This is a genomic window from Erythrobacter aureus (assembly GCF_003355455.1).
Lineage (GTDB): Bacteria > Pseudomonadota > Alphaproteobacteria > Sphingomonadales > Sphingomonadaceae > Qipengyuania > Qipengyuania aurea.
On record NZ_CP031357.1, the window covers coordinates 2324851 to 2350421 of the forward strand.

Consider the following 25571-nt stretch of genomic DNA (forward strand, 5'->3'; position numbering starts at 1 on the left):
TTTAGAAGGGCAAGGAGCGACGGAGGGACCGCAATTGCTTCAATCGGGTATAGAACCCTGGGTAATCATCATGCGATGCCGCAGGCGCATTCATAATATCGCTCCACTCCTGCGCGGAGAAGCCCAATTTGCGGCACACATACTCGATATCCTGTTGCTGCCGAAGCAAGTCGGGATACAAGGGCTTTTCCAACTCACTCAGAGCCTCGTCTCGCTCCATCTGCCCGGCGACGATCAGGCTAGAAAAATGTCCCTTGCGCTTATCGAAGCCGAACTTCTCGGGCAGGTAATACTCTTGGAAAAACTGCGTAAACCTAGATTCACCGTGTTTACGCGGGTAAGGCTCATAGCCGAGCTTTTCTTGTAGTTCCTTGACAGCCCTTTTCTTGTCGAAATCGATATAGGACAGCAGCGACTCGTAGTGTATACCCTTGACGCGTTCGTAGTACGTAAAATCCCACGGATCGATAAGCGGGAAATTGGTCAGCTTGCGCTCGCCGAATTTCCGATGCACCGCACGAATATGGGCCGCATCACGTTTGGAATAAGTCCAAGCCTCTGGCATAATTGATTCGGTTGTGACATTCACACCGAAGATGACCGTCTTGATCCCGTGCTTTGCAGCTTCCTGAAATGTCGATGCGACGATAGCGTGGTCGGTGATTAACTCGACATCCGGCAGAGAAGCCTTAAAGAACGCGCGCTGAAGATCGCGCATATCCTCCCAGTTGATTACATAGGTATGTAAATCAATATCGAGAATATCTACGATGCGCTTGACATTCAGAACAGCTGTATTGGAATTCCATCCGTTGTCCAGATGCAACGCTAGCGGGCGAAGGCCTAGTTCCTTGACCATCATGGCGACATATGTGCTATCGACGCCACCGCTCAGGCCAATGATACAGTCGTAATCCTTGCCGCGGCCCTCAGCCTTGGCGCGCTCTGCGATATGAGCAATGCGCTCCCGGCCGGCGTCACCAGTGAGCCGATTTTCCCTCAACATAGCTTGACCCTTCCGGGCAAGAAGGGCCACCCCTTCGGCGTCCGTCTCGAATGCTGGGTCCGTATCGTCTAGAACCGTTAAGGTACACATACGCCGGTTAGGGCGCGGGGGATCCACTACCTCAGTGACTTCTGGCTTACCGCTCGGCGCCCCCGCCCAATCATCCTCGTCATCCTGCCAGTTAGGCATCGAAATAAGTACAGCACGCTTCCGGCCGGCAAACACGAAGAGACTCCCCGCAGCGGCCGCACTCGCGCCGCCCCGTTTCATCACGCGGCTTAGATCGTCGGCATCCGCAGCCCCTCCCAGAGCGATCAGTGGGACATTGAGGCCATCCGAAATACCTTTAAACAGGTCTATATCGTAGCCCTGTTGAGTGCCATCGCGCAGAACGTCCTGAACGAGGATTTCACCGGCGCCTGCGCTTTGCGCCGACTGTGCGTGAATGAGGGGAGGCATTTCCATGATAGCCCCATCGGAAGGTCGACGCACTTTCAACAGCCCAGCTTCGTTCACAACATCAATAGATACTACGACAGCTTGCCTCCCATAGATCTCCGAAATATCCTGGACCAAGGTGCCTTGATCGAGCGCAGAACTGTTTAGAACTATTTTTTCGACGCCGAGATGAAAAAGCCGGGCCGCCTGATCGACAGTCGATATGCCCCCACCATAAGCTAAGGGCATAAAACACTGCGAAGCTAAGCGTTCGATCATTTCGAAATTTGGTGCGCGCCCTTGAACCGATGCCTCAATATCTAGGACTATGATTTCATCGGCCATTTTCTGATTGAATAGGGAAACCGTATTGATGGCATCACCAAGGTAAATCGGGTCGGCGAACTTACGGGTTTTTACCAAACCGCTACCCCTAAGGAGAAGCACCGGAATTACGCGCTTGTTAATCATTGATACACTTGATCCAGTTGCGGAGAAGGGTCATGCCGAACGTGTGGCTTTTCTCGGGATGGAACTGCAGTCCAGTGACGTTGGCATGCGAAACGGCGGAGGTGAACCGATACCCGTACGTGGATTCCAATATTGCATCAGCCTTATTCGCGCAAACGGCGTGGTAGCTGTGCACAAAATAGAAACGCGGGCGCCGCGGCATATTCTGCATAAGTCGACTACCGATGCTATTTGTGGGATCGGTGTACCCCCACCCCACATGCGGTAAGGGCAAACGTTCGGCAAACCTGTCTCGGTCAAAGTGACAAACTTTTCCCTTCAACAAGCCAAGTCCAGGTACATCTCCTTCGCTGCTATTTTGGAATAACAGTTGCATCCCCACACAGATTCCCAGCAACGCCCCCCCAGCGTCAGCATGTTCCAATACCGCTTTCGCCAGCCCGCTCTTTTCCAGCTTCTCGGCAGCGCGACCAAAGTGCCCTACGCCAGGAAGCACCAGCGCAGTATCTTTAGGGATTTTATCGGCATCCGATACAACATGAACTTCCGCACCGATGTATTTGAACATGTTATAAAGGGATCCTATGTTCCCACTACCATAATCAACAATCGTAATGCCTCGATTATTCATTGTCTTTTTCTCGCCACAGCTAACATCACGACCAGCATGCTCAGATAGAAGGCTGCCCCGGATAGTGCGTATGCTTCCATCGCCCAGCCTGGTGCCATCGAGATTGCTACCAGAACGACACCAAAACGGAGGCACAGACCTATGAGCTGAACAAGCAAGGCAAGCCACTGTTTTCCCGCAATATAAAAGATGGTCGAAAGCGGGGATGACAAAAACTGAAGGATCATCCAAGGCGTAATCCAAGCGATCAGCTCGCCAGTACGAGTCCATCCTTCACCGAGAATTGGGCCCGCCAGAAACGGGGCAATCAGACCGGCTAGCAGCAATAAAGGCGCGCCAGTCAATGTCAGGCCGCGTAGTACGCGTTTTGTAAAATGCCAGAGTTCGCCCCTACGAAAATATTCGGGTGCGTCGGCAATGAATGCTTGGCCAACCGAACTACCTATGAGCATCATTGGAAGCATCATGATGCTTTGCGCGAGATAAAGCTGCCCAACCTCGCCTGTTTCAGGATTCGCCGCGATCGCTAAAACCGGCAATTGTATGGCCGCAACGTTCGCTAAGTTTTCGGGAGTTGTGAAAATTGCAAATTTCTTATTCGAGCGAAGGCCTTGGCGGACATCGGCGACTGTGAGCTCCTTCAGCTTCCCAGCTTCGTCGCGTATTAGGCGTCTAGAAAGCCCAAAAACGCCTAACCCATTATATAACAGGTGCCCAAGTACCAAACCGACAGGACCGCCGCCAGCGAAGCCAAAGGCCAACTGCGTGCCAGTGCCCCCAGCAGACCTCACTACTCGGGTTCTCGCGACAAGCCCAAACTGTTTTCGGCGGCTAAACCACATTTGTAGCAAAGCATAGCCCCCGCCCAGAAGACAGCCGGGAATTAGCAGAGGAAGGTAGGGTTCGAAGTCCGGTCGACCCAATGCGCCAATGATCCAATGGCTGCCAAATACTACAGCGAAGCTTAGAACGACTGTAAATATCACGATAATTAGCGCCGACCCCGCAACTAGCGACAAAGCTTGGCGATGCGTGGCCGCGATCGGAATACCCAAGTGCATACTTAGAGTTACCAAGGTCAGCAATATCGACAAAATTGCCGAGTATATCGCCAGGATGCTGAACGCTTCTGGGTTGAATAATCGTGTTGTAATAGGGATACCCGCGACCGTGATCATATGGGCAGCAATGGTCCCCGCCATTAGAACGGAGATATTCCTGAGGAAGCCTTCGCCCCTCATGATCCGACCACGTAGATTTCTGAACATTGTTTCGCTTAGCTACGCAATGAACTAGCAACCTGAATGGGTATAGACGGGTCTGTGTACCCGCAAATCGGCAGACTTAAGACTTCATCCGCGACTTTATCGCCGATCGGCAAAACCGCTCGCGCGTCGGCTACAGCAGGCTGCCGGTTCAGCGGTAAGGGATAATGTACAGAAGTAGGGATGCCTGCCGCCTTGAGAACTTTCTGAACGGCCTGGCGATTATCAACACGGATTGTATACTGAGCCCACGCGCTTGCGCACTGGGCTCCAACGCTCGGCGTGAGGATTTCGAGTTCGTCTAATGCAGCGGTGTAAGCCCTTGCGGTATTCTGCCGTGCTAAAATTTCGTCGTCCAAGACGTCCAACTTAGCCAGCAAGATTGCGGCTTGAATCGTATCTAATCGCGAATTTACACCGACCCGTATATGATGATAGCGTTCCGCTTGCCCGTGGCGGGCAATCTGGCGAATTACCTTAGCCAAATCAGAGTCAGAGGTGAACAAGGCCCCACCATCGCCATAACAGCCGAGCGGTTTCGATGGGAAAAAACTGGTGCATCCTATAGTGCTGAGATTGCCCGACTTTCGCCCACAGTAACTCGCACCGAAGCTCTGGGCAGCATCCTCCACTACTGCAATATCATACTTGTTCGCAATCGCATTGATCGCGTCGAGATCCGCAGGCTGACCATAAAGCGAAACTGGAATTATCGCCTTAGTACGCGACGTTATAGCTTTTTCCAGCAGGCTTGGATTCATATTATAGCTATCTTCATCGATATCGACGTAAACAACTTTTGCACCTAAAAGAACAGCTGCCTCAGCGGTGGCTATATAGCTAAACCCCGGAGTGATTACTTCGTCCCCGGGACCGACACCCAACGCCATAAGAGCAATTTGCAGTGCATCAGTTCCATTAGCCACCGTGATACAGTGTGCTGCGCCGGTGTAAGCCGCAAGCCTGTCTTCCAGATCGGCAACTTCTGGGCCGAGAATAAACTGGCCATGAGCTAAGACACGCGCAATATTAGCCTCAATCTCTGGGCGCAATCGCTCCTGCTGGGCGGCTAGATCAATGAAAGGTATCACGAGGTGGGGGCCTCCTTACGGGTCACGGATGTTCCGGATAGTGTATAGATATCACCGGTATGAACGCAGGTGACACTGCCCTCACCAGACAATGGAAGATCGAGTTGCTCACCGTGAGCACTCATCCAGCCGCGATGTCGGCCCGGAACACCAACAATGAGTGCGAAATCGGGGACATCCTTGTTAACTACGGCTCCTGCCCCGATAAATGCATAGGCCCCTATGGTTACCCCACAGATAATTGTACAGTTTGCGCCTAGAGTCGCCCCCCGCCCAACCAACGTGTCGCGGTACTGGTCCTTGCGCTCGATCAAGCCGCGTGGATTGTAAACATTGGTAAAAACCATGGAAGGACCACAGAACACGCCCTCCTCCAATCTCACATTATCATAAACCGAGACATTATTCTGTACTTTGCAGCGGTCATTGATGACGACCTTATTACCGACAAATACATTCTGGCCGAGCGAGACTTCCGAACCTATTTTAGCGCCGGCGCAAACGTGAACGAAGTGCCAAACCCGGCTACCTTCGCCGATCTGTGCGCCCTCGTCGACAATTGCGCTAGGATGTCGATAATAGCTCATCCCTCTACCCTTGCGAAGGGATGGGCCAAATCGCCAGCAGTCGCGATTGGGCCATTGCGGATGGTCGAGACAGTTTCGATAGCAACGCGATTGTCCTCTACTCCAAAGCCGCCCCCAGATAAAATGTCCTCGTAGACTCTAGTATGCAAGTCCGTGAAACCGTCCGAAAATTCGAGATTTTCGCCATCCGCAACCACGGCGCGGAAGGTACGCTTGCCTTTTGCAATTTCTTCAGCTGGCACATCAGCAACATCCAAAGACAGGAACCAACGCACCCTCGCCCTCTCGTATTCGAGATATCCTGCAGCTTTGGTTGGCGTGTTCAAATGGACGATGTTTTCCTGCAACTTACCGTAGACGAAATGCAGCATGTCGTAGAAGTGCACGCCGATATTGGTAGCAATACCTCCAGATTTCTCGGCAAACCCCTTCCAGCTTTTTAGATACCAGTTTCCGCGGGAAGTGATATAGGTTAAATCGACATCGACTTTCTCATTCTCAGGCATTTTTGCAACCCGGTCGCGCAAAGCTACGATTGCCGGGTGCAGACGCAATTGCAGAATTGTGTAGATCTTTCGACCAGTGTCAGCCTCAATCGCCTGAAGCTCGTCTAGCTGCTCGGGATTTAGAACAAGCGGTTTTTCGCAAATAGCATCAGAGCCAGAGCGCAATGCCCATTGCATGTGAGCGGCATGTAGAAAATTTGGAGTAGCGATGGCTGTATAATCCACTCCACGCCCCGCGCGGCGTTCAGCGTTTACGAACGCGTCTAATAGCTCAAAATCGGTGAAAAATTGCGCCTCAGGAAAATGGCTGTCGATAACTCCCACAGAGTCGTTAGAGTCCATTGCGACGACTAATTCGTTCCCAGTGTCGCGAATGGCCGCCATGTGCCTTGGAGCAATATATCCGGCAGCACCGACTAGAGCAAACTTCTTCATCGTTTCAAGCCTTTATAACGTTATTTGCCGGGTCGCGATAAACCCCCCGACTGTCAACGATAACTTGAGCGTTCTCGCGGATCATGTCGTAATCAAATTTTGCGTGATCGGTGGTCAACACGACAGCATCAAAACCAGCTACGATCTTCGGTGTCAGCTCCACCGAAGCTAAGTCAAATTTATGCTCTCGCATTTTGGGGAACATTGGCACGTGAGGGTCTGAATAGGCAATTTCAGCCCCCGCAGTGCGCAAAAGCTCCATCACTTCAACCGAAGGGCTCTCACGCATGTCATCAACGTTCCTTTTGTAGGCGATGCCCAGCACAAGGATCCTGCTACCACGGAGCGACTTACGCGCCTCGTTCAGGGCCTTCACGACTTTACCAACGACATATTCGGGCATCGCACGGTTAATCTCGCCAGACAGCTCAATGAAACGAGTATGGAGTCCATACTCGCGAGCCTTCCAAGTCAGGTAAAAAGGATCAATTGGGATGCAATGACCTCCCAGTCCAGGACCAGGATAGTATGCGGCAAAACCAAAAGGTTTGGTAGCCGCTGCATCTATAACTTCAAAAATGTCAATCCCCATCCGATCGGCGACAATCTTCATCTCATTAACGAGGCCAATATTCACAGCCCGATGGATATTCTCCAGAAGTTTCGTTAGCTCAGCAGCTTTCGTAGACGATACCGGCACAACTCGATCGATAGCCTTCTCATACAACGCTCTACCCACCGCCAAACAAGCTAAGGTATGGCCGCCGACCACCTTAGGGATAGTATTCGTCTTGAAATTTTCGTTCCCAGGATCTTCACGCTCAGGAGAGTAAATAAGGAATATGTCCTTGCCAATTGTCATCCCTTTTGAGCTAAGACGAGGCAAAAGCTCTTCTTCTGTAGTTCCCGGATAAGTTGTGCTCTCGAGAGATACCACCTGTCCAGCGCGCAAGTGTGGGGCGATCAGCTCTGTAGTGCTGATCACATAACTCAAATCCGGCTCCCGATATTTATTGAGCGGCGTCGGTACACAGAGGATCAATGCGTCGGCCTCAGAGGTACGACTGAAATCTGTCGTGCACTCCATCCCCGACTCGACAGCGGAAGCGATATCGGCGTCGGCAATATGCTCGATGTGCGATATCCCAGAGTTGAGTTGCGCAACCTTGTCCGCATCGATATCAAACCCAATAACCTTGAACCCCAGTTCAGAATAGCGAAGGGCCAAAGGCTGACCGACGTATCCCATGCCGAATATGCCGATGACTGCCTTATTGGCGTTGATCTTGGCTAACAGGGTATTTGCTTCCTCAGAAAATTTCTCGTTTTCCATTTTTCTTCGCTTTCGGGGAATAGTCTGGATTTGCGTCTAAATGACGGGACGAACCAGTTTCAGAGATGCAGTAAGGGTACCAGGATTGAGGTTTCGAGTACTGTCGATCGCCGACTTGAGATTTGTCATTAGCCGACGCTCAACCGGATTGCGTAGCCTGTCCGCCAGCCAAACTTTAGTCCGGCCCAAGCCATGCTCTGCGGCAAAACTGCCCCCCATTTCCGAAGCCAACTCGCCCAGTTGCGACGCGAATTCCGCCTCTTGCCCGGCAAAACTTTGCTGCCCCAACGGTGGCGAGAGGTTATAATGCACATTGCCATCGGCGATGTGACCGAACGGATTGATCCGAACGCCAGGCAAGATCGACATGCAGATTTTCTCGGCTTCCAGCAAAAACACCGCCAATCGACCGGGGGAAACGGAGATATCATGCTTAAGCTGTGGCCCAGCCAACCTTTGACCTTCAGGTTGCTCCTCACGCAAACGCCATAATTCTGCGCGCTTCGATAGTGAAGTGGCGATAACTCCGTCAAGGATAAGGTTTGCGTCAAAAGCGCGCTCTATCACATCGTTTAATATATCCTCCAAGGGAACCTTGGCTGAGCTCGAGGAGACCTCAATCAGCAAATAGTGGGGAGCTCTTTCGCTAAATGGAAATCGGAGGGTCGGTATATGCGCCAAAGCCATTTCTAGACCGAAGTCCGAGAAAAACTCTACCGCCGTAAGGAAATCGCCCGCCTCGCGGCGAAGACTGGTCGCTAGCCGTGAAGCAGAGTTGAAGTCAGGCAAAGATACACAAGCAGTGACATGCTGAACAGGTTCAGGGTGTAACTTCAAATTCGCCTTTGTGATAACGCCTAGCGTGCCTTCAGAACCACAAAAAAGCTTTCGCAGTTGGTATCCAGCGTTATCTTTTTGTACATTTCGCATCCCATTCCAAATTTGTCCGTCCGCCAAAACAACTTCCAAACCGAGAACGAGATCTTGCATCATGCCGTATCGAAAAGCATGACTCCCACCTGCATTTGTCGAAATCAATCCACCAACCTGAGCGCTTCCCTCAGAACCAAGACGCATAGGCAGCATAAAGCCAGAGCCTTCCAAACCTGAATGGATGTTAGCGAGAACCGCCCCCGCCTCGACCTCAATCGTACCACTCTCAACATCGGGGCTTGAAATACGATTCATACGGGACAACGATACGATTACCCCGCCGGATTCACCCAACACAGAGCCGCCCGCCAAGCTTGTATTGCCGCCTTGAGGAACAACAGGCACTTGCGCCTGATGACACAACTTCAATATTTGCGTGACCTCCGCAGTAGAGGCTGGCATGGCAACCCCCAGAGGTTCCTCACCTGACTGGTTCAACCAATCTCTTTGCCAAGGCTGACAATTGGGTGGGCTCCGCCACCCCCTTCGCCCAAGAAGGCAACTGAGTTCGTCCGCTAAAGCCATCACAAGATCAGTCAGTATGCTGCCGATAACCGCGAGAGGCAGCGAGATTAACGGACATCGAAACCGAATATCCAATATTTATCAATTCTAAGAAGAATTTCCCGAAATACAGTATTATACAAGACATCGACTTCAACCATTCTACACCGCATATTCGCAAAATCGGCTTCATCGCTGACAACAGCATCCTTCTTTCAATGGCAGTAGACCCCAAGACGCGAGAAATTACCTCCAGTACGGCAGCTATACTGGAACGATCAAGAAAGCCCAAGATACTGTACATGACATTTGCCCACCACCCATTCCTTCACCTCTGTCAGAAAATACACACCGGTCTGGTTCATATATGCGGTAGGGCGAAGCCAGATCCCTTAGTGGTTGCGCATATGGTGTCAACTGTGAGGAACAACCGGCGACCGGATTGTACGCCCGGGCCCAACATCAAGCAATCAGAAGCAGGCACCCACTGCACGAAGCTCGAGCAGGACGAAGCAAGAGCTCCCTGTCCGCGAAGAGCCCGACAATCTCGGCAGACGCCTACCAAGCATAACGCACTCCGCGTAAGTGAATCGCCTCGAAAGCTTAAAGGACTGCAATTCGAACGGCACGCAACGAAGATCCTCGCGGATACACTCATTGAAATCTAGGAGTGAATTCACAAAAAAGTCCGGAAGACACGACCCTAATAGTCCTAATTAGTATTAGAAGATCCAGCCAATAGGAGAGGTTCTTGATGTAATAAAAGTCATACTGAAGTTTTTCGTTGACTTCATCTAAGTCAGCCACGTGCCCCTGGTTGACCTGCGCCCATCCCGTGATCCCTGGGCGAACAATATGGCGATAGCGATAGAACGGGATCTCGCCCTCGTACCATTGAGACAGGCTTACGGCCTCGGGCCGAGGCCCAATCCAGCTCATCTCACCACGCATGATATTGAATATCTGCGGGAGTTCGTCGACCCGCGTCCGTCGCAGAACAGCCCCTACCCTCGTGATACGCTTATCATCATTACGCGTAATGGAAAGGTCGCGGTCGTCGCCGACATGGCTTTCTGTCATGGTCCGCAATTTGAGGACATTGAATTCGACCCCGCGAAAGCCCATCCGTCGTTGACGAAAAAAGATCGGTCCCTTGCTATCCCACCTGATCGCAGCGGCACATATCGCCATCAGCGGAATGATGAAAGGAAGCGCCAGTACAGAAAGCACCACGTCGATCGCACGCTTCATTTTCTGATAGGCAAAACTGGGAACAAGAGCCCCGAAACCATTTTCGGACATGTGCTCGATCTGGACCTTTCCGGTCTCCGCCTCCCAAACCTGCTTGTAATGATAAACAGGACGCCCAGAAATCGCGGCTTCTGCGAGAAAACGCTCCCACTCAGGGTCGAGGTCGGCATAGAGATCAGCGACGATGGCACAGTCGGGCAAGCTTTCGAGAGAAGGATTGTCCATGACAAAGATCGGCGCACCGCGCAGCTGACTAACGACGTCAACCCGGCCCCCGGAACGATAAAGTACAATAATCCCTTCGCTCGAGATCGCATTGCCGTGATCGCGAAGCGGGCCAGCAACACACACAGGAAACTCGTCACAATGAGCCTGTTAGAATACTCGATCCTCAGTCCGGCTATCACAGCAAGTAACAATCCGAAGGATATGCCCAAGACGGGAAGAATTGAACTGGCAACAGCGACACCCGGATAAAACCGCAAGCGACGGAGAATAGCGATCGACACGATCGTGCTGACCGTAACGCCCAGAATCGAATTTGTGACGACAGGTTGAGCAATCCAATTCACCAATCGTGCTGGACCCTGGGAAATTCCTGCCTCGAAGATGGCTAGGCCCAGAACCGGTGCGACCACACCGAAAAGCAGCACGAAAGCAAGCTCGAACCGCAAAGAATGGAACATGCCGCGGCGCACGATCGCCGAGGGGAGATTTACCGACAAAACTCTACTCCAGAAGCCCTACAAGTCCCTTGGGCCGAACTTCGCAAGCAACCGGCGATAAAGCCAAGCCCGCCACCGCAATCACAATTCAGGCACTCCGCCGCGTATCCATAGTATCGTTACCTGCAAAAGGCCATTCATCGTTTTCCGTCAATACCACCCCGCACATCGGATACATCAAGGCCTGCACACGACCTACAGTTCCAAAACGAGGCTTGATGACAAGCATAGCCTATATCGAACTTTTCTCTTGTTCGGGGACCAACCTCAAAGAGCATCGTGATCTGCAATTCGGGGCAGGAACAAGGTAAGACGTCAACCTTTTGGGAACCTTCATTGAGCTAGTCGGTGGCGTGTCAGACCAAAAGGACAAATTTTGCGACCAAGCGGGTTGCTAACGCCCGCAGAATCAAATAGGTAGGGAATCGAAGACGGGCGCGGCTGGCGCAGCTCATTAGGTGCGTCAGTCAAGAATCTATGTCGACAATGGAGAAAAATATGATTGCGAAGAAGATCTTGATTTCAGCTACGGCTGCTACGATGGCTTTCGCGCCGGTAGCTGCTTCGGCTGCCCCGGTGGCTGTTGAGCGTCAGACCGCCACTTCCGAAGAGACTTCGGAACTCGGTGGTGCCGGCCTCATCATCGCTATCCTCGCTGGTCTCGCTGTCATCGGCGGCATCATCGCTGCTGCCAGCGACGACGACGATACGCCGGTTAGCGTTTAAGCAAGTTTTCTTGCTCAAATAAATTCGGCCGCGGACCTCGGGTTCGCGGCCGTTTTTGTGCGTGGAGCCAGGCTTATCGGTGGTAGGTCGATTAGCGGCTACGCGCAGGTGGGGGAAACTCTGCGCGGCACCCCGCAGCATGTTCGACCCGGCCCCGGTCCTGACGCAATCCGGAAGGCGCAACCAGGCTGAGTCGATCTCTCGAGAGTCTGCACTCCCCGGTTCGAACCTTGCCCTCGGCCCGCGCTCTGCTATGGCGCGCGCAACCTACATGCGAACGAACAGGAACCCCATGGCGAAGATCAAGGTTGCGAACCCGATCGTCGAGCTCGACGGCGACGAAATGACGAAAATCATCTGGCAGTGGATTCGCGAGCGGCTGATCCTGCCCTATCTCGACGTGGACCTGAAATATTACGATCTCTCGATCGAGAAGCGCGACGAGACCGACGACCAGATTACGGTCGATGCGGCCAATGCCATCAAGGAGCATGGTGTCGGCGTCAAGTGCGCCACCATCACTCCCGACGAGGCGCGCGTCGAGGAATTCGACCTCAAGAAGATGTGGGTGAGCCCGAACGGCACGATCCGCAACATCCTCGGCGGCGTCGTCTTCCGCGAGCCGATCGTGATCGACAACGTGCCGCGGCTCGTCCCGGGCTGGACCGACCCCATCGTCGTCGGCCGCCACGCCTTCGGCGACCAGTACCGGGCCAAGGACACGCTGATCCCGGGCGCCGGCAAGCTGCGCCTCGTCTTCGAAGGCGAAAACGGCGAGAACATCGATCTCGACGTCTACGAGTTCCAGAGCTCGGGCGTCGCCATGGCGATGTACAACCTCGACGACAGCATCCGCGACTTCGCACGCGCCTGCATGAACTACGGTCTCGACCGTGGCTGGCCGGTCTACCTCTCGACCAAGAACACCATCCTCAAGAAGTACGATGGTCGTTTCAAGGACCTTTTCCAAGAAGTGTTCGACAACGAATTCAAGGACAAGTTCGCTGAGGCGAAGATCACCTACGAACACCGCCTGATCGACGACATGGTCGCGGCGGCGCTCAAATGGAGCGGCAAGTTCGTCTGGGCCTGCAAGAACTACGATGGCGACGTGCAGTCGGACGTCGTGGCACAAGGGTTCGGCTCGCTCGGCCTGATGACCTCGGTCCTGATGACGCCCGACGGCAAGACCGTCGAAGCCGAAGCTGCGCATGGCACGGTCACGCGTCACTATCGCCAGCACCAGGAAGGCAAGGCGACCTCGACCAACCCGATCGCCAGCATCTTCGCCTGGACGCGCGGCCTCATTTACCGCGGTCGCTTCGACAACACTCCGGATGTTGTGAAGTTCGCCGAGACGCTCGAGCGGGTCTGCATCAAGACCGTCGAAAGCGGCAAGATGACCAAGGACCTCGCGCTGCTGATCGGGCCGGACCAGAGTTGGATGACCACCGAGCAGTTCTTCGAGGCGATTGTCGAAAACCTTGAGAAGGAAATGCAGGCCTGGGCCTGAAACCTTCCGCTGATTTCGTCATTGCCTAGGCAGTGACGCACGAGACCGGGATCGGCGTGACGCCGGTCCCGGTCTTGTCGTATGGGGTCCGCCAACAAGACGGGGAATGCATGGCCAAGCCGGTACAGAAGAAGCGCACCACGAAACGCAAGGGAACCGAGAAGTTCGGCCAGCGCCGCCTCGAGGTGCGCAATGCGATGATCAAGGACATTCCCGGCATCGCGCATCTCGTGCGCCGGGTTTACGAAGACATGCCGGCCTATACCCACGGGGAAATCCGCGGCCAGATCAACAATTTCAAGGAAGGCTGCTTCGTCGCGCTGCTCGACGACGAGGTGGTCGGCTATTGCGCGACCATGCAGCTCGCCGAGGCACTGGCCTTCCAGCCCCACGACTGGGATGAGATCACCGGCAATGGCTATGGCAGTCGGCACGATCCCACCGGCGACTGGCTCTATGGTTACGAGATGTGCGTCGATCCCAAGGTACGCGGTGTGCGCATTGGGCGGCGGCTTTACGAAGAGCGGCGAGCGCTCGCCGAAGAGAAGGATTTGACCGGCATCGTCTTTGCCGGACGGATGCCCAATTATCGCCGTTTTCGCCGACGGGTCGACGGACCGGAAGACTATCTCGACAAGGTGGTCGAGGGAAAGCTGCACGACCCGGTGCTTCGCTTCCAGCTCGCCAATGGCTTCGAGCCCGAACGGATCATGGAAGGCTATCTGCCCGAGGACAAGGCCTCGATGGCGAACGCCGTCATGATGGTCTGGCGCAACCCCTATGTCGAACGCGACCAGCCGGTTAAGAAGCGCCTGCCGCGCGGTGTCGAGGCCGTCCGCGTGGCAACGTGCCAGCTCCAGGCGCGGCAGGTCGCTGACTACGCCGAATTCATGCGCGCGATCGAATACTTCGTCGATGTAGCAAGCGATTACGAGGCAGATTTCATAGTCTTCCCCGAACTCTTCACGCTCATGTTGCTGAGCTTCGAGGAAAAGGAACTCTCCCCAGTCGAGGCGATCGAGCGTTTGTCGGAATACACCCCGCGTCTGCGCACCGACATCTCGGAGATGGCGATGCGCTACAACATCAACATCATTGCCGGTTCGCACCCCACGCGCATGGACGATGGCGATATTCACAATGTCGCCTATGTCTGCTTGCGCGACGGTGCGGTGCATGCGCAGGAGAAGATTCACCCCACCCCGAACGAACGGTACTGGTGGAATATCAAGGGCGGCGACAAGGTCGAAGTAATTCAGACCGACTGCGGCCCCATCGGTGTGCAAATCTGTTACGACAGCGAATTTCCCGAACTCAGCCGCCGCCTGGCCGACGAAGGCGCACGGATCATCTTCGTGCCGTTTTGCACCGACAGTCGGCAGGGCTACTTACGCGTGCGCTATTGCGGACAGGCGCGGGCGATCGAGAACCAGTGCTTCGTCGTCCTCTCGGGCAATGTCGGCAATCTGCCCAATGTCGCGAATATGGATATTCAATATGCGCAAAGCTGCATCCTCACACCGTGCGACTTTCCCTTCGCGCGCGACGGTATTGCCGCCGAGGCAAGCGAGAATGTCGAAACGCTGACGATCAGCGACATCAACCTCGCCGACCTAAGCTGGGCACGCGCGGAAGGCACGGTGCGCAATCTCGCGGATCGGCGCTTCGACCTCTACCGCATCGAATGGGACGAAGACGGCAAACACCCTGGCAAACCGCGTCCGCGCCGCGAGCCGCTCGGTCCTTCGCATGCAGGCGGGGGTTAGAGAGGCCAAGCGTCGTGACAGCATAGCAAGGCGCGGTTACGGGTAACGCCATGGCATCGGCAGAATTCGCAAGCCCGGCAATATCGGACGCGCTCGTCATTCTTGGCGCGGCCGGGCTCGTCATTCCGGTTTTCACGCGTTTTCGCGTTACGCCGATCATCGGGTTCATCCTGATTGGCCTCGCGGTCGGGCCATACGGTCTCGGGCGGCTCGTTTTCGAATATCCATGGCTCAATCACATAACGATATCCGATCCCGAGGCTCTCGAACCGTTCGCGGAATTCGGGATTATCCTGCTACTCTTCGCGATCGGCCTCGAACTCAGTTTCAACCGCCTGTGGCAAATGCGCAAACTGGTCTTCGGCCTGGGTGCCATGGAACTGATCGTCATTGGCAGTTGTCTCGCCGTCGCCCTGTCGATGATGGGGCAATACTGGACCGGAGCGCTCGCGCTGGGCTTCGCCCTCGCCTTCTCTTCGACCGCCATCGTCCTGCCCATAGCCGGCACGCATTCTCCGGTCGGCCGCGCCGCGCTCGCAATGTTGCTGTTCGAAGATATCATGATCGTGCCGATCGTTTTCATTCTCGGCGCCATGGCCCCCAATGCGGCGGGCGAAGGGTGGGAAGGCATGCTGACCACGCTTTGGCAGGGCGGCCTTGTCATCGCGGCCATGATGATCCTGGGGCGATTCGCTTTGCCGCGCCTGTTCGGCCAGGCCGCGCGTACCAAAAGTCCCGAGCTCTTTCTCGCTGCCTCGCTGCTGGTCGTGATCGGCGCAAGCCTGGCGACGGCCGCAGTCGGCCTGTCGCCCATCGTCGGTGCGCTGATCGCCGGCCTGCTGATCGCGGAGACCGAATATCACAGCGAGGTCGAAACGATCATGGAACCTTTCAAGGGCCTTGCCCTGGGGATTTTCCTAATCACGGTCGGCATGAGCATCGACCTGCAAACCATATGGGAAAACATCGGGATTATCGCGACGGCTGTCCTTCTTATCCTGCCGTTCAAGGCGCTGGTGACCGGCGTTCTGCTTCGTTTGATGGGCGCCCGCCGCAGCACCGCGGCGGAAACGGGCATATTGATGGCCAGCCCATCGGAAACCAGCCTGATCATTATCACAGCAGCTAGTTCAGCCTTGCTCATTCAACCGGGAACCGCGCAGTTTTGGCAAATCGTCACTGCCATCGGCCTTACCGTCACTCCACTGCTTGCCCGCCTGGGGCGCGCCATCGCGCGGCGCGTCGAACCGATGCCCGAATTGCCTGCCGACAGCGAGGACGAACCGCGCGTGATCATCGTCGGTGCGGGCCGCGTCGGCCTGCTTGTCGCGCAGATGCTCACGGCGCATGACAAGCCCTATGTGGCTCTCGATGCCGACCCGGATTTGATCGAGGCTGCTAAGCGTAGCGGTTTCAGGGCAACCTTCGGAGACGCGGCGCGGGGCGATGCGATGAACCGCCTGGGAATCGAGAATGCGCTCGCTGTTGTTCTGACCATGGACGAACCGGTGCTCGTCCAACGCCTGGTGTCGAAGCTACGCAAGGAACATCCCGATCTCCTGATCGTTTGCCGCGCCCGGGATGTGCGGCATGCCGCCGCGCTCTACCGCGTGGGGGCCAGCCACGCCGTTCCCGAAACACTTGAAAGCTCGTTGCAGCTATCCGAGGCTGTGCTGGTCGATATCGGCGTGGCCATGGGTCCTGTAATCGCTTCGATACACGAGAAGCGTGACGAGTTCCGTGTGCAGATCGAGCAAGAAGGCGCGCTCGCCTACAAGCCTAAGTTGCGCACGAGCACATCGGACGCCTGAGCCGTGGTCGCCGCGCTGGAGACCCGCTCGGACTGCGGCCGCTGCGCCGCACTGTGTTGCATCGCTTATCCGTCCGACGACATGCCGGGCTTCGCGGCGCGAAAAGCGGCAGGCGAACCCTGCCCCAAGCTGGCCAGCGACGGACGATGCACGATATACGAGAGCCGCGCCGAAGAGGGGTTTGCAGGTTGCATCCGATACGAATGCTTCGGCGCGGGCCAGCATGTCGTCCAGACGCTCTTCGAGGGACGCGACTGGCGCGGCGATCCGTCGCTGCTCCGCCCCATGGTCGAAACCTTTCTCGCCATGCGGCCTGTCAGCGACCTCGCCTATCTGGTCGAAAAAGCGCTCGGCGCAGCGCCGAACGCTGATGTGGTCGAGGATCTGCTCAACGTCAAAGGCGAGTTGCAGCATATTGCGCAGTCTCGCCAATCGCTTGCTGACAGCGCGCGGATCGCGCGCTGCGAGCAGGCTCTCCGCCGTATCTATGCCTCGCTCGATCCTGCCACGCTAGGGCGGGCCTGAACCTTCGACGCAGCAGAGCGTTGATCGGGAAAGGAGACAGACATGAGCAATCCCGACCCGACTAAGCCAACGCCCAATGGCGAGAAGTTCAAGCCGCAGAACGTGCAGGATCCGGTCAGCACCGTCGAACCGCCGACGGCCAATGCCGACAAGCCCGCCGATACGGACGGTCAGGACATTCCGCGCGGGAGCGAGCCCGACGTCAAACGTCAGGGCTAGGTCGGACGATCAGCCAGCAATCGTGCTCCGCACTGCAGCCAGTGCCACATCGGCCTTGCTGCCGTCGGGGCCGCCGCCCTGGGCCATGTCGGGGCGACCGCCGCCGCCCTTGCCGCCAAGCGCCTCGACACCGGTGCGTACCAGCTCGACCGCGCTGAAGCGGTCGGTCAGATCGTCGGTAACCGCCACGGCAAAGGCGGCCTTCCCGTCGTTAACCGCGCAGATCGCCGCGATACCCGAGCCCATACGCGTCTTCGCCTCATCGAGCAGCGGGCGCAGTTCCTTGGGGTTCAACCCATCGATCACTTGCCCGGAGAACGTTACGCCCCCGATATCCTCATCGGCCGGGCCAGCATCACCCGAACCGCCGCCGCCCAGCGCGAGCGCACGTTTGGCTTCGGCCAGCTCCTTTTCGAGCCGTTTGCGCTCCTCGACCAACGCAGCGACACGAGTGGGCGCATCGTCTGGCGAAGTTTTGAGCGCGCTGGCGATGGCCTTCACCGCTTCATCGCGTGCGACCAGCCATTGGCGCGCAGCCTCGCCGGTCAGCGCCTCGATCCGGCGCACACCCGAACTAACGGCGCTTTCCGACACGATCTTGAACAGACCGATATCGCCGGTCGCCTTGACGTGGGTGCCGCCGCACAGTTCGACCGAGTAGTCGCGCCCGCTCCCATCCCTGGCACCGCCTTTGCGCCCCATCGAAAGCACGCGGACCTCGTCGCCATACTTCTCACCGAATAAGGCAAGCGCGCCTGCCTCGACCGCATCTTCGGGGGTCATCAAGCGCGTACCCACGGTTTCGTTGGCACGGATTTCCTCGTTCACTTCGGCCTCGATCGCGGCGACGTCCTCCTCGCTCAGCGGTTTCGGATGCGAGAAGTCGAAGCGGAAGCGGTCGTCGGACACGAGCGAGCCCTTCTGCGTCACATGCCCGCCGAGCCGGTTCCGTAGCGCGGCATGGACAAGGTGCGTCGCCGAATGGTTGGCGCGGATGCGGTCGCGGCGCTCGGCATCGACTTCGAGGTGGACGGCATCGCCAAGCTTTACCGAGCCCTTGGCGATCGTGCCGACATGCGTGTGCAAGCGGCCCAAGGGCTTGTTGGTGGTCTCGACCGCGAATTCGAGCCCTTCGGGCGTCCAGATGCGACCCGCATCGCCCGTCTGGCCGCCGCTTTCGCCATAGAAAGGCGTCTGGTTGGTCAGGATGACGACCGCATCGCCCTCATTGGCCGAATCCACTTCGGCACCGTCCTTTACGATGGCGACGACCGCCGCCTCGCCCGTGGTCGAGTTGTAACCGGTAAATTCGGTCGAGCCCTCGCGCTCGGCAATGTCGAACCAGACGTCCTCGCTGGCGGCCTCGCCAGACCCCTTCCACGCGGCGCGCGCGGCGGCTTTCTGCTGCTGCATCGCCGCGTCGAAACCGTTCCTGTCGACGCCGATCCCGCGGCTGCGCAGCGCGTCTTCGGTAAGGTCGTAGGGAAAGCCGTAGGTGTCGTAGAGCTTGAACGCGGTCTCTCCGTCGAGAGTCCCGCCCTCGCCCATGTCGCCGGTCGCCTCGTCGAGCAGCTTGAGCCCCTTGTCGAGCGTGCGGCGGAATTGGGTTTCTTCCCGCTCGAGCACTTCCTCGATCAGCGCCTGGCCGCGCTGGAGCTCGGGATAGGCCTGCCCCATCTCGGTGACGAGCGCGGGCACAAGCCGGTGCATCAGCGGCTCGCTCGCGCCGAGCAGGTGCGCGTGGCGCATCGCACGGCGCATGATCCGGCGCAGCACATAGCCGCGCCCTTCGTTCGACGGCAGCACACCGTCGGCCATCAGGAAGCTGGTCGAGCGCAAATGGTCTGCGATCACGCGGTGGCTGGCGGTGCGATCGCCTTCTGCCTTCACGCCGGTCAGCCCCTCGCTCGCCGCGATCAGGTGCTTGAAGGTGTCGGTATCGTAATTGTCGTGGACCCCCTGCATGACGGCCGCGACGCGCTCGATGCCCATGCCGGTGTCGATGCTGGGCTTGGGCAGATCGGCGACGATCTCGTCGTTCTCCTGCGCATGCTGCATGAAGACGAGGTTCCAGATCTCGACGAAGCGGTCCCCATCCTCTTCGGGGCTACCCGGAGGGCCGCCCCAGATATGATCGCCATGATCGTAGAAGATTTCCGAGCACGGACCACACGGCCCGTCCGAACCCATCGCCCAGAAATTGTCCTTGGTCGGTATGCGGATGATCTTCTCGTCGGCAAAGCCGGTAAGCTTCTTCCACAGGTCGAACGCCTCATCGTCGGTATGATAGACCGTGACCAGAAGGCGTGCGGGATCGAGGCCCCATTCCCTGGTCAGCAGCGTCCATGCATGATGGATCGCCTGCTCCTTGAAATAGTCGCCGAAGCTGAAATTGCCGAGCATCTCGAAAAAGGTGTGGTGCCGCGCGGTGTAGCCGACATTGTCGAGATCGTTGTGCTTGCCCCCGGCCCGCACGCATTTCTGCGCGCTGGTCGCACGCGGTGCGGGCGGCTGTTCGAGGCCGGTGAAGGCGTTCTTGAACGGCACCATCCCGGCATTGACAAACATCAGCGTGGGATCGCTGAACGGGACGAGCGGCGCGCTGGCGACTTCGGCATGCTCGTGGGAGCCGAAATAGTCGAGAAAGCTGCGGCGAATGTCGTTGGTCGAAGTCATGAGCGCGCAGTTAGGCAATCGCGCATCGCCCGACAAGCGCGAATGCCCGGACAGACTGTGTAGTACCGGCGATCAGCGGGGCGAACGAGCGGTCACGATCCAGCAGGCAGCGGGAAGCGATACTGCGTCGCCGCGATGATGGGCTTCCAGCACGCCGCGTAGCCTGGCGAGTGCCTCGCCCCGCTGCGACCCGTCGAGCGATGCGATAGCGCGCGCTGCGGGGCCGATGCGCAGGAAATAGGAAAGCGCCTCGTCCACCGCATCCTCACCCTTGCCCACGACCATTGAATAGTCGATCGGTTCGAAACCGATCTCCTGCCATCCGGCTTCGGAAAGTATGCCCTCGACCCGCTCGCGATCGCCGAATGCAAAGGGGCCGGGCGCATGCGGATCGGGTTTCGGACCGTCTCCCGGCGGCAGGGCAGAGGCGAGCTCGCGAACCCAACCGTTTTCGCCGCGCTCGCGGAAGCAGGAAAAGACGAGGTTCGCACCGGGCATCGCCTGGCCCGCAATATGCGCGAATGCGGCGACGGGATCATCGAAGAACATGACGCCATGGCGTGAGACCAGCAGATCGGGCCGTTCGCCCTCGCCCGCGGTCCACGCAGCAGCATCGCCGAGCGCGAAGCGAAGATTGCCGAGCTTGGAGGCGCGCACCCGTGCAACGCCGAGCAGATCCGTGCTAACATCGACGCCAGTCACCCGAGCGGAGGGTGTATCGGCAGCCAGCGCTACCGAGAGTTCGCCCGCACCGCACCCGATGTCCATTACCCGCGTGAAAGCATGCGCGCGCGCAACCTCAAGCAGACGCTCGGTCACCGGGGTGAAACTGCGGTCTGTCCGCTGCCATTCCTCGGCCCAGGCGTTCCCGACCTGTCCAGTCCATTCGAATTGATCGGTCATGTTCTCACTTTTGATAGAAGTCGCGATACCATTCGACGAAGCGCCGTACGCCCTCGCCTATATCGGTGTTCGGTACATAGCCGGTGAGCGCGCGGAGCAGTTCCGCATCGGCCCAGGTCGCGGGCACATCGCCGGGCTGCATCGGCATGAGATGTCGCTTGGCTTCGACCCCGAGTGCCTTTTCAATCGCCGCGATCATCGCTTCAAGCTGCACCGGTCGCGAATTACCGATATTCACCACACGCCATGGGGCAACAGGGGAGAGGCTGTCGCCTTCGGCGATGTCTGCCAGGTCTGCGGGACGCTGCGGCGGCGCGTCGATCAGCCGCCGTACGGCTTCCACGAGGTCTTCGACATAGGTGAAGTCGCGCATCATCTCGCCATGATTGTAAACGTCGATTGCTTCTTGGTTGAAGATTTTAGCGACGAACTTGAACGGAACCATATCTGGACGTCCCCAAGGGCCGTAGACAGTGAAGAAGCGGAACATCGTTACCGGGAGGCCAAACAGATGCGCATAGGAGTGCGCCATCGCCTCGGTCGCCTTCTTCGTCGCCGCATAGAAGGACATCTGGTGATCCGCCTTCATCGTCTCGCGATAGGGCATCTCGGTATTCGCGCCATAGGCCGAGGAGGTCGAGGCGAGCAGCATGTGTTGCGGCGGATGGGCACGCGCCGCCTCGAGCAGTTCGAATGTGCCGACGAGATTACTGTCGAGATAACTGCGCGGATTGTCGATCGAATAGCGCACCCCGGCCTGCGCGGCGAGGTGAACGACGATGTTCGGCCGGTGTTCGGCGAAGAGATCGGCCAATAATCCCGGGGTTTCGATGGGCTGGTTGATCGCGGAAAAGCCCGCACTCTGCAGCAGCGCGGCCTGACGCCTGCGTTTGAGATCGGGATCGTAATAATCCGAAAGGCTGTCGATTCCGATAACCGTGAATCCGTCGGCCAGCAGTCGACGGGAGAGGTGATAACCGATAAACCCTGCCGATCCCGTGACCAGCGCGGTGCGTGTCTCGCCCATCAATCGGCGCCGAACAGGTCGCGGGTGAAGACCTTCTCGCGCACATCGGCGAGATCGGGATCGAGGCGATTGGCGACAATGACGTCCGCGTCCTGTTTGAACCGGCCGAGATCGCGTTCGACCCGGCTGCCGAAGAAGCTATCCTCCTCCATCACCGGTTCGTAAACGATCACCTCGATCCCCTTGGCCTTGACCCGCTTCATGATGCCCTGGATCGAGGACTGGCGGAAATTGTCCGAACCGGCCTTCATGACCAAGCGGAAAATGCCCACCGTTTTCGGCGCCTTGGCGATGATCCGATCGGCGAGGTAATCCTTGCGGGTACGGTTGGCATCGACAATCGCGCGGATGAGGTTCTGCGGAACCTCCGAGTAATTCGCCAGCAATTGCTTGGTGTCCTTGGGCAGGCAATAGCCGCCATAGCCGAAGGACGGATTGTTGTAATGCGAACCGATGCGCGGATCGAGACCGACACCATCGATGATCTGGCGCGTGTCGAGGCCGCGCGAGAGAGCATAACTGTCGAGCTCGTTGAAGAAGGCGACACGCATGGCGAGATAGGTATTGGCGAAGAGCTTGATCGCTTCCGCCTCTTCGGCATCGGTCAGCAGAACCGGGACATCGTCGACCAATGTGGGTTGGACCAGCAGATTGGCGAAGCTGCGTGCCCGGTCCGAACGCTCGCCGACAACGATACGCGACGGGTGCAGATTGTCGTACAGCGCCTTGCCTTCGCGCAGGAATTCGGGGCTGAAGATGATCCGGTCGCTCGCGAACCGCCTGCGGGCCTCGGTCACGTATCCGACGGGCACCGTGGATTTGATGACCACGACGGCGCGTTCACTCCCGACCAAGACCTGTTCGATCACCGCATCGACCGCGCTCGTGTCGAAGAAATTGGTTTCGACGTCGTAATTGGTCGGCACGGCGGCGACCACGAATTCCGCGCCCTCGATCGCAGCGGAGGCATCGGTGGTGAAGGACAGGTCGAGATCCTCCCGGCGGAGATATTCCTCGACCAGCTCGTCCTGGATCGGCGAGGTCCGCTTGGCCAGCATCGCGACGCGCTCGGTAGAAACGTCACATCCGACTACCGTATTGTGCTGCGCCAGCATGATGGCATTGGAAAGGCCGACATAGCCGAGCCCGAAAACCGCGATCTTCATCGAACCACCCGTCAATCAGCATCCAGCCGCGAGACGCGGCAGCGCGGGCCTTCTGTGGGGTGGCGGAGACGAATGCAAGCCTTGCTCCGATCCTCTCACCATATGAAATAGGCACCGCCGCGTTCACGCGCGCGCTGCCAGGCAGGCCGGGCGTGGATCGCTTCGACGAATTTCGCCAGCTTCGGGGCCTTTTCCGCATAGCCCTGCATCACCGCGATTTCGGCCGGGAAGCTCATCATCACATCGGCCGCCGACCAGTCGGCACCGACGAAATGCAGATCGTCGGAGATCTTGTCCTCGGCGAACTGGATGTGCGCGGCGAGCTGTTCCTCGATGCGGGGCATTATCGGGGCGGCCGCATCACCGAGATGCCCGGCATAGATCTTGAGCATGACGGGGACGAAGAAACTGCTTTCGCCGAACTGCATCCATTCCAGATGGCGGATGTGGTCCTCGCCGTCCGGCGCGGGGAGCCAGTCCTCGCCGCCATGGCGCTTGCACAGATACTGAATGATCGCCCCGCTTTCCGCCACGCATACGCCATCGTCCTCGATCAGCGGCGACTTGCCGAGCGGATGGGTCTGCTTGAGTTCGGGCGGAGCCAGATTGGTTTGTGCGTCGCGCTGATAGTGCATGATATCGTACGCGGCCCCCAATTCCTCGAGCAGCCAGAGGATACGCTGCGAACGGCTGTCGTTGAGGTGGTGGACGGTGATGGTCATGTGGCAGGCCCTCTCTTGCGATTCGCCCGCACCCTATCTGCGCGGAGCAGCCTCGACCATGCCGGAAACGGAAAAGCCGGTGCGGCCAAGAGGAGGCGCGCACCGGCTTTCCGTTTGTTCGGGAGCGCCGGGGGACAGTCCAGCTTCCGCGCCGCCCCGGGGGATCGGGGCCGACGCGCTCCCGCTTGAAGAGAGGTCAGTCCTCGTCCGCGTCCGGGCCGGTCATCATCTCTTCGGCGACCTCGTCGGTGCGGCCGCGAATGGCGGCTTCCAACTTGGCACACATCTCGGGGTTTTCCTTGAGGAACTTCTTGGCGTTTTCGCGCCCCTGGCCGATGCGGACGCTGTCATAGCTGAACCAGCTGCCCGATTTCTCGACCACGCCCGCCTTGACGCCGAGGTCGAGGATTTCGCCGATCTTCGAAATGCCCTCGCCATACATGATGTCGAACTCGACCTGCTTGAACGGCGGGGCGACCTTGTTCTTGACCACTTTCACGCGGGTCGAATTGCCGATCACCTCGTCACGATCCTTGATCTGCCCAGTGCGGCGGATGTCCAGACGAACCGAGGCATAGAATTTGAGCGCGTTGCCCCCGGTGGTTGTTTCGGGATTGCCATACATAACGCCGATTTTCATGCGGAGCTGGTTGATGAAAATCACCATGCACTTGGAACGGTTGATCGAGCCGGTCAGCTTGCGCAGCGACTGCGACATCAAGCGGGCCTGGAGGCCGACATGACTGTCGCCCATCTCGCCTTCGATTTCGGCGCGCGGCACGAGAGCCGCAACCGAATCTACCACCAGCACATCGATCGCGTTGGAGCGGACCAGCGTATCGGTTATTTCCAGCGCCTGTTCGCCCGTATCGGGCTGCGACACAATCAGTTCGTCGATATCGACACCCAGCTTCCGGGCATAGACCGGATCGAGCGCATGCTCGGCGTCGACGAAAGCGACCGTGCCGCCCGCCTTTTGCGCTTCGGCCAGCACATGAAGCGCCAGCGTGGTCTTGCCCGAGCTTTCCGGACCATAAATTTCAATCACGCGCCCTTTGGGCAGACCGCCCACGCCCAGTGCGATATCCAGGCCGAGCGACCCGGTGGAAATCGCCTCTACCTGCATGGTTTCCTTCTGGCCCAGCTTCATCGCCGAACCCTTGCCGAACGCACGATCGATCTGTGCGAGCGCGGCGTCCAATGCCTTCTGGCGGTCTGCGTCCACTTTCTTGTCCTCTACGAGCTTCAGACTTGCCGCCATGACATTACCTCCTGCACTTGGCCAGAGCCGCATCCCGACTCTTCAACTGGCAAGCGGTGTACCCGGTTCGTTCTCATAGA

The 25571-nt window shown here is 57.6% G+C and carries 21 protein-coding genes; 6 read left to right on the forward strand and 15 right to left on the reverse strand.

Annotation, left to right across the window (positions count from 1 at the left end; translation table 11 throughout):
• Position 1: 1 nt before the first annotated feature.
• From DVR09_RS11370 to DVR09_RS11410, 9 genes are all read right to left on the reverse strand, one after another.
• Positions 2-1915 carry an N-acetyl sugar amidotransferase gene (locus DVR09_RS11370; protein ID WP_115417025.1) on the reverse strand — a complete coding sequence of 638 codons (1914 nt, stop codon included), beginning with the start codon at positions 1913-1915 and terminating at the stop codon, positions 2-4.
• Positions 1908-2546 (reverse strand): imidazole glycerol phosphate synthase subunit HisH, encoded by a 639-nt coding sequence (gene hisH / locus DVR09_RS11375; protein WP_162814954.1) that lies wholly within the window; start codon positions 2544-2546, stop codon positions 1908-1910. Before hisH ends, DVR09_RS11370 begins: the two co-directional genes overlap by 8 nt.
• Positions 2543-3787: a lipopolysaccharide biosynthesis protein gene (locus tag DVR09_RS11380; RefSeq protein ID WP_162814955.1), complete on the reverse strand. Its 1245-nt coding sequence runs from the start codon at positions 3785-3787 to the stop codon at positions 2543-2545. Before DVR09_RS11380 ends, hisH begins: the two co-directional genes overlap by 4 nt.
• A 35-nt stretch (positions 3788-3822) precedes the next feature.
• Complete coding sequence (locus tag DVR09_RS11385; protein WP_115417028.1) at positions 3823-4902, reverse strand: DegT/DnrJ/EryC1/StrS family aminotransferase; 1080 nt, start codon at positions 4900-4902, stop codon at positions 3823-3825.
• Positions 4899-5489 carry an acyltransferase gene (locus DVR09_RS11390; RefSeq protein ID WP_115417029.1) on the reverse strand — a complete coding sequence of 197 codons (591 nt, stop codon included), beginning with the start codon at positions 5487-5489 and terminating at the stop codon, positions 4899-4901. Before DVR09_RS11390 ends, DVR09_RS11385 begins: the two co-directional genes overlap by 4 nt.
• Positions 5486-6430 carry a Gfo/Idh/MocA family oxidoreductase gene (locus tag DVR09_RS11395; protein WP_115417030.1) on the reverse strand — a complete coding sequence of 315 codons (945 nt, stop codon included), beginning with the start codon at positions 6428-6430 and terminating at the stop codon, positions 5486-5488. Before DVR09_RS11395 ends, DVR09_RS11390 begins: the two co-directional genes overlap by 4 nt.
• 4 nt (positions 6431-6434) lie before the next feature.
• Entirely contained in the window at positions 6435-7763 is a 1329-nt protein-coding gene (locus DVR09_RS11400) for a nucleotide sugar dehydrogenase (RefSeq protein WP_115417031.1), read from the reverse strand.
• A gap of 36 nt (positions 7764-7799) precedes the next feature.
• Positions 7800-9134 carry an FAD-binding oxidoreductase gene (locus tag DVR09_RS11405; protein ID WP_199798572.1) on the reverse strand — a complete coding sequence of 445 codons (1335 nt, stop codon included), beginning with the start codon at positions 9132-9134 and terminating at the stop codon, positions 7800-7802.
• Between the two features lie 720 nt (positions 9135-9854).
• A complete protein-coding gene (locus DVR09_RS11410; protein ID WP_234041417.1) occupies positions 9855-10802 on the reverse strand; it encodes a sugar transferase in 948 nt (315 codons plus the stop codon).
• Between the two features lie 872 nt (positions 10803-11674).
• Here DVR09_RS11410 and DVR09_RS11415 point away from each other — a divergent pair.
• From DVR09_RS11415 to DVR09_RS17385, 6 genes are all read left to right on the forward strand, one after another.
• Positions 11675-11902, forward strand: a complete 228-nt coding sequence (locus tag DVR09_RS11415) for a hypothetical protein (RefSeq protein WP_115417032.1) — start codon at positions 11675-11677, stop codon at positions 11900-11902.
• A gap of 292 nt (positions 11903-12194) precedes the next feature.
• Positions 12195-13415 carry an NADP-dependent isocitrate dehydrogenase gene (locus DVR09_RS11420; RefSeq protein ID WP_115417033.1) on the forward strand — a complete coding sequence of 407 codons (1221 nt, stop codon included), beginning with the start codon at positions 12195-12197 and terminating at the stop codon, positions 13413-13415.
• Between the two features lie 110 nt (positions 13416-13525).
• Positions 13526-15181 carry a bifunctional GNAT family N-acetyltransferase/carbon-nitrogen hydrolase family protein gene (locus DVR09_RS11425; protein WP_115417034.1) on the forward strand — a complete coding sequence of 552 codons (1656 nt, stop codon included), beginning with the start codon at positions 13526-13528 and terminating at the stop codon, positions 15179-15181.
• Positions 15182-15231: 50 nt separating this feature from the next.
• Entirely contained in the window at positions 15232-16992 is a 1761-nt protein-coding gene (locus DVR09_RS11430; protein WP_115417035.1) for a cation:proton antiporter domain-containing protein, read from the forward strand.
• Between the two features lie 3 nt (positions 16993-16995).
• On the forward strand, positions 16996-17517 hold the full coding sequence (locus DVR09_RS11435) for a hypothetical protein (protein ID WP_115417036.1): 522 nt from the start codon (positions 16996-16998) through the stop codon (positions 17515-17517).
• Positions 17518-17559: 42 nt separating this feature from the next.
• On the forward strand, positions 17560-17736 hold the full coding sequence (locus DVR09_RS17385) for a hypothetical protein (protein WP_174223746.1): 177 nt from the start codon (positions 17560-17562) through the stop codon (positions 17734-17736).
• A 9-nt stretch (positions 17737-17745) separates the two neighbouring features.
• Here DVR09_RS17385 and alaS read toward each other — a convergent pair whose 3' ends face one another.
• The 6 genes from alaS to recA all read right to left on the reverse strand — a co-directional run bounded on the left by alaS (position 17746) and on the right by recA (position 25491).
• The gene (gene alaS / locus DVR09_RS11440) at positions 17746-20412 is read right to left on the reverse strand and encodes an alanine--tRNA ligase (RefSeq protein ID WP_115417037.1); all 2667 of its coding nucleotides are present in this window, start codon (positions 20410-20412) and stop codon (positions 17746-17748) included.
• 72 nt (positions 20413-20484) lie between these two features.
• Entirely contained in the window at positions 20485-21315 is an 831-nt protein-coding gene (locus DVR09_RS11445; protein ID WP_115417038.1) for a class I SAM-dependent methyltransferase, read from the reverse strand.
• A 4-nt stretch (positions 21316-21319) separates the two neighbouring features.
• Entirely contained in the window at positions 21320-22342 is a 1023-nt protein-coding gene (locus DVR09_RS11450; RefSeq protein WP_115417039.1) for an NAD-dependent epimerase/dehydratase family protein, read from the reverse strand.
• Positions 22342-23508: a nucleotide sugar dehydrogenase gene (locus DVR09_RS11455; RefSeq protein ID WP_115417040.1), complete on the reverse strand. Its 1167-nt coding sequence runs from the start codon at positions 23506-23508 to the stop codon at positions 22342-22344. The genes DVR09_RS11450 and DVR09_RS11455 overlap by 1 nt, the downstream gene beginning before the upstream one ends.
• A 95-nt stretch (positions 23509-23603) precedes the next feature.
• On the reverse strand, positions 23604-24230 hold the full coding sequence (locus DVR09_RS11460; protein WP_115417041.1) for a glutathione S-transferase family protein: 627 nt from the start codon (positions 24228-24230) through the stop codon (positions 23604-23606).
• A 196-nt stretch (positions 24231-24426) separates the two neighbouring features.
• Entirely contained in the window at positions 24427-25491 is a 1065-nt protein-coding gene (recA, locus tag DVR09_RS11465; RefSeq protein WP_115417042.1) for a recombinase RecA, read from the reverse strand.
• Positions 25492-25571 lie beyond the last annotated feature (80 nt).

Excerpts from the sequence above, each read along its gene's own strand:
- DVR09_RS11450 (WP_115417039.1), bottom strand. The coding sequence starts at position 22,342 with ATGGGCGAGACACGCACCGCGCTGGTCACGGGATCGGCAGGGTTTATC.
- DVR09_RS11370 (WP_115417025.1), bottom strand. The coding sequence starts at position 1,915 with ATGATTAACAAGCGCGTAATTCCGGTGCTTCTCCTTAGGGGTAGCGGT.
- DVR09_RS11390 (WP_115417029.1), bottom strand. The coding sequence starts at position 5,489 with ATGAGCTATTATCGACATCCTAGCGCAATTGTCGACGAGGGCGCACAG.
- DVR09_RS11455 (WP_115417040.1), bottom strand. The coding sequence starts at position 23,508 with ATGAAGATCGCGGTTTTCGGGCTCGGCTATGTCGGCCTTTCCAATGCC.
- DVR09_RS17385 (WP_174223746.1), top strand. The coding sequence starts at position 17,560 with ATGAGCAATCCCGACCCGACTAAGCCAACGCCCAATGGCGAGAAGTTC.
- DVR09_RS11430 (WP_115417035.1), top strand. The coding sequence starts at position 15,232 with ATGGCATCGGCAGAATTCGCAAGCCCGGCAATATCGGACGCGCTCGTC.
- alaS (WP_115417037.1), bottom strand. The coding sequence starts at position 20,412 with ATGACTTCGACCAACGACATTCGCCGCAGCTTTCTCGACTATTTCGGC.
- DVR09_RS11445 (WP_115417038.1), bottom strand. The coding sequence starts at position 21,315 with ATGACCGATCAATTCGAATGGACTGGACAGGTCGGGAACGCCTGGGCC.
- recA (WP_115417042.1), bottom strand. The coding sequence starts at position 25,491 with ATGGCGGCAAGTCTGAAGCTCGTAGAGGACAAGAAAGTGGACGCAGAC.
- DVR09_RS11395 (WP_115417030.1), bottom strand. The coding sequence starts at position 6,430 with ATGAAGAAGTTTGCTCTAGTCGGTGCTGCCGGATATATTGCTCCAAGG.
- DVR09_RS11460 (WP_115417041.1), bottom strand. The coding sequence starts at position 24,230 with ATGACCATCACCGTCCACCACCTCAACGACAGCCGTTCGCAGCGTATC.
- DVR09_RS11425 (WP_115417034.1), top strand. The coding sequence starts at position 13,526 with ATGGCCAAGCCGGTACAGAAGAAGCGCACCACGAAACGCAAGGGAACC.
- DVR09_RS11400 (WP_115417031.1), bottom strand. The coding sequence starts at position 7,763 with ATGGAAAACGAGAAATTTTCTGAGGAAGCAAATACCCTGTTAGCCAAG.
- hisH (WP_162814954.1), bottom strand. The coding sequence starts at position 2,546 with ATGAATAATCGAGGCATTACGATTGTTGATTATGGTAGTGGGAACATA.
- DVR09_RS11380 (WP_162814955.1), bottom strand. The coding sequence starts at position 3,787 with ATGAGGGGCGAAGGCTTCCTCAGGAATATCTCCGTTCTAATGGCGGGG.
- DVR09_RS11415 (WP_115417032.1), top strand. The coding sequence starts at position 11,675 with ATGATTGCGAAGAAGATCTTGATTTCAGCTACGGCTGCTACGATGGCT.
- DVR09_RS11420 (WP_115417033.1), top strand. The coding sequence starts at position 12,195 with ATGGCGAAGATCAAGGTTGCGAACCCGATCGTCGAGCTCGACGGCGAC.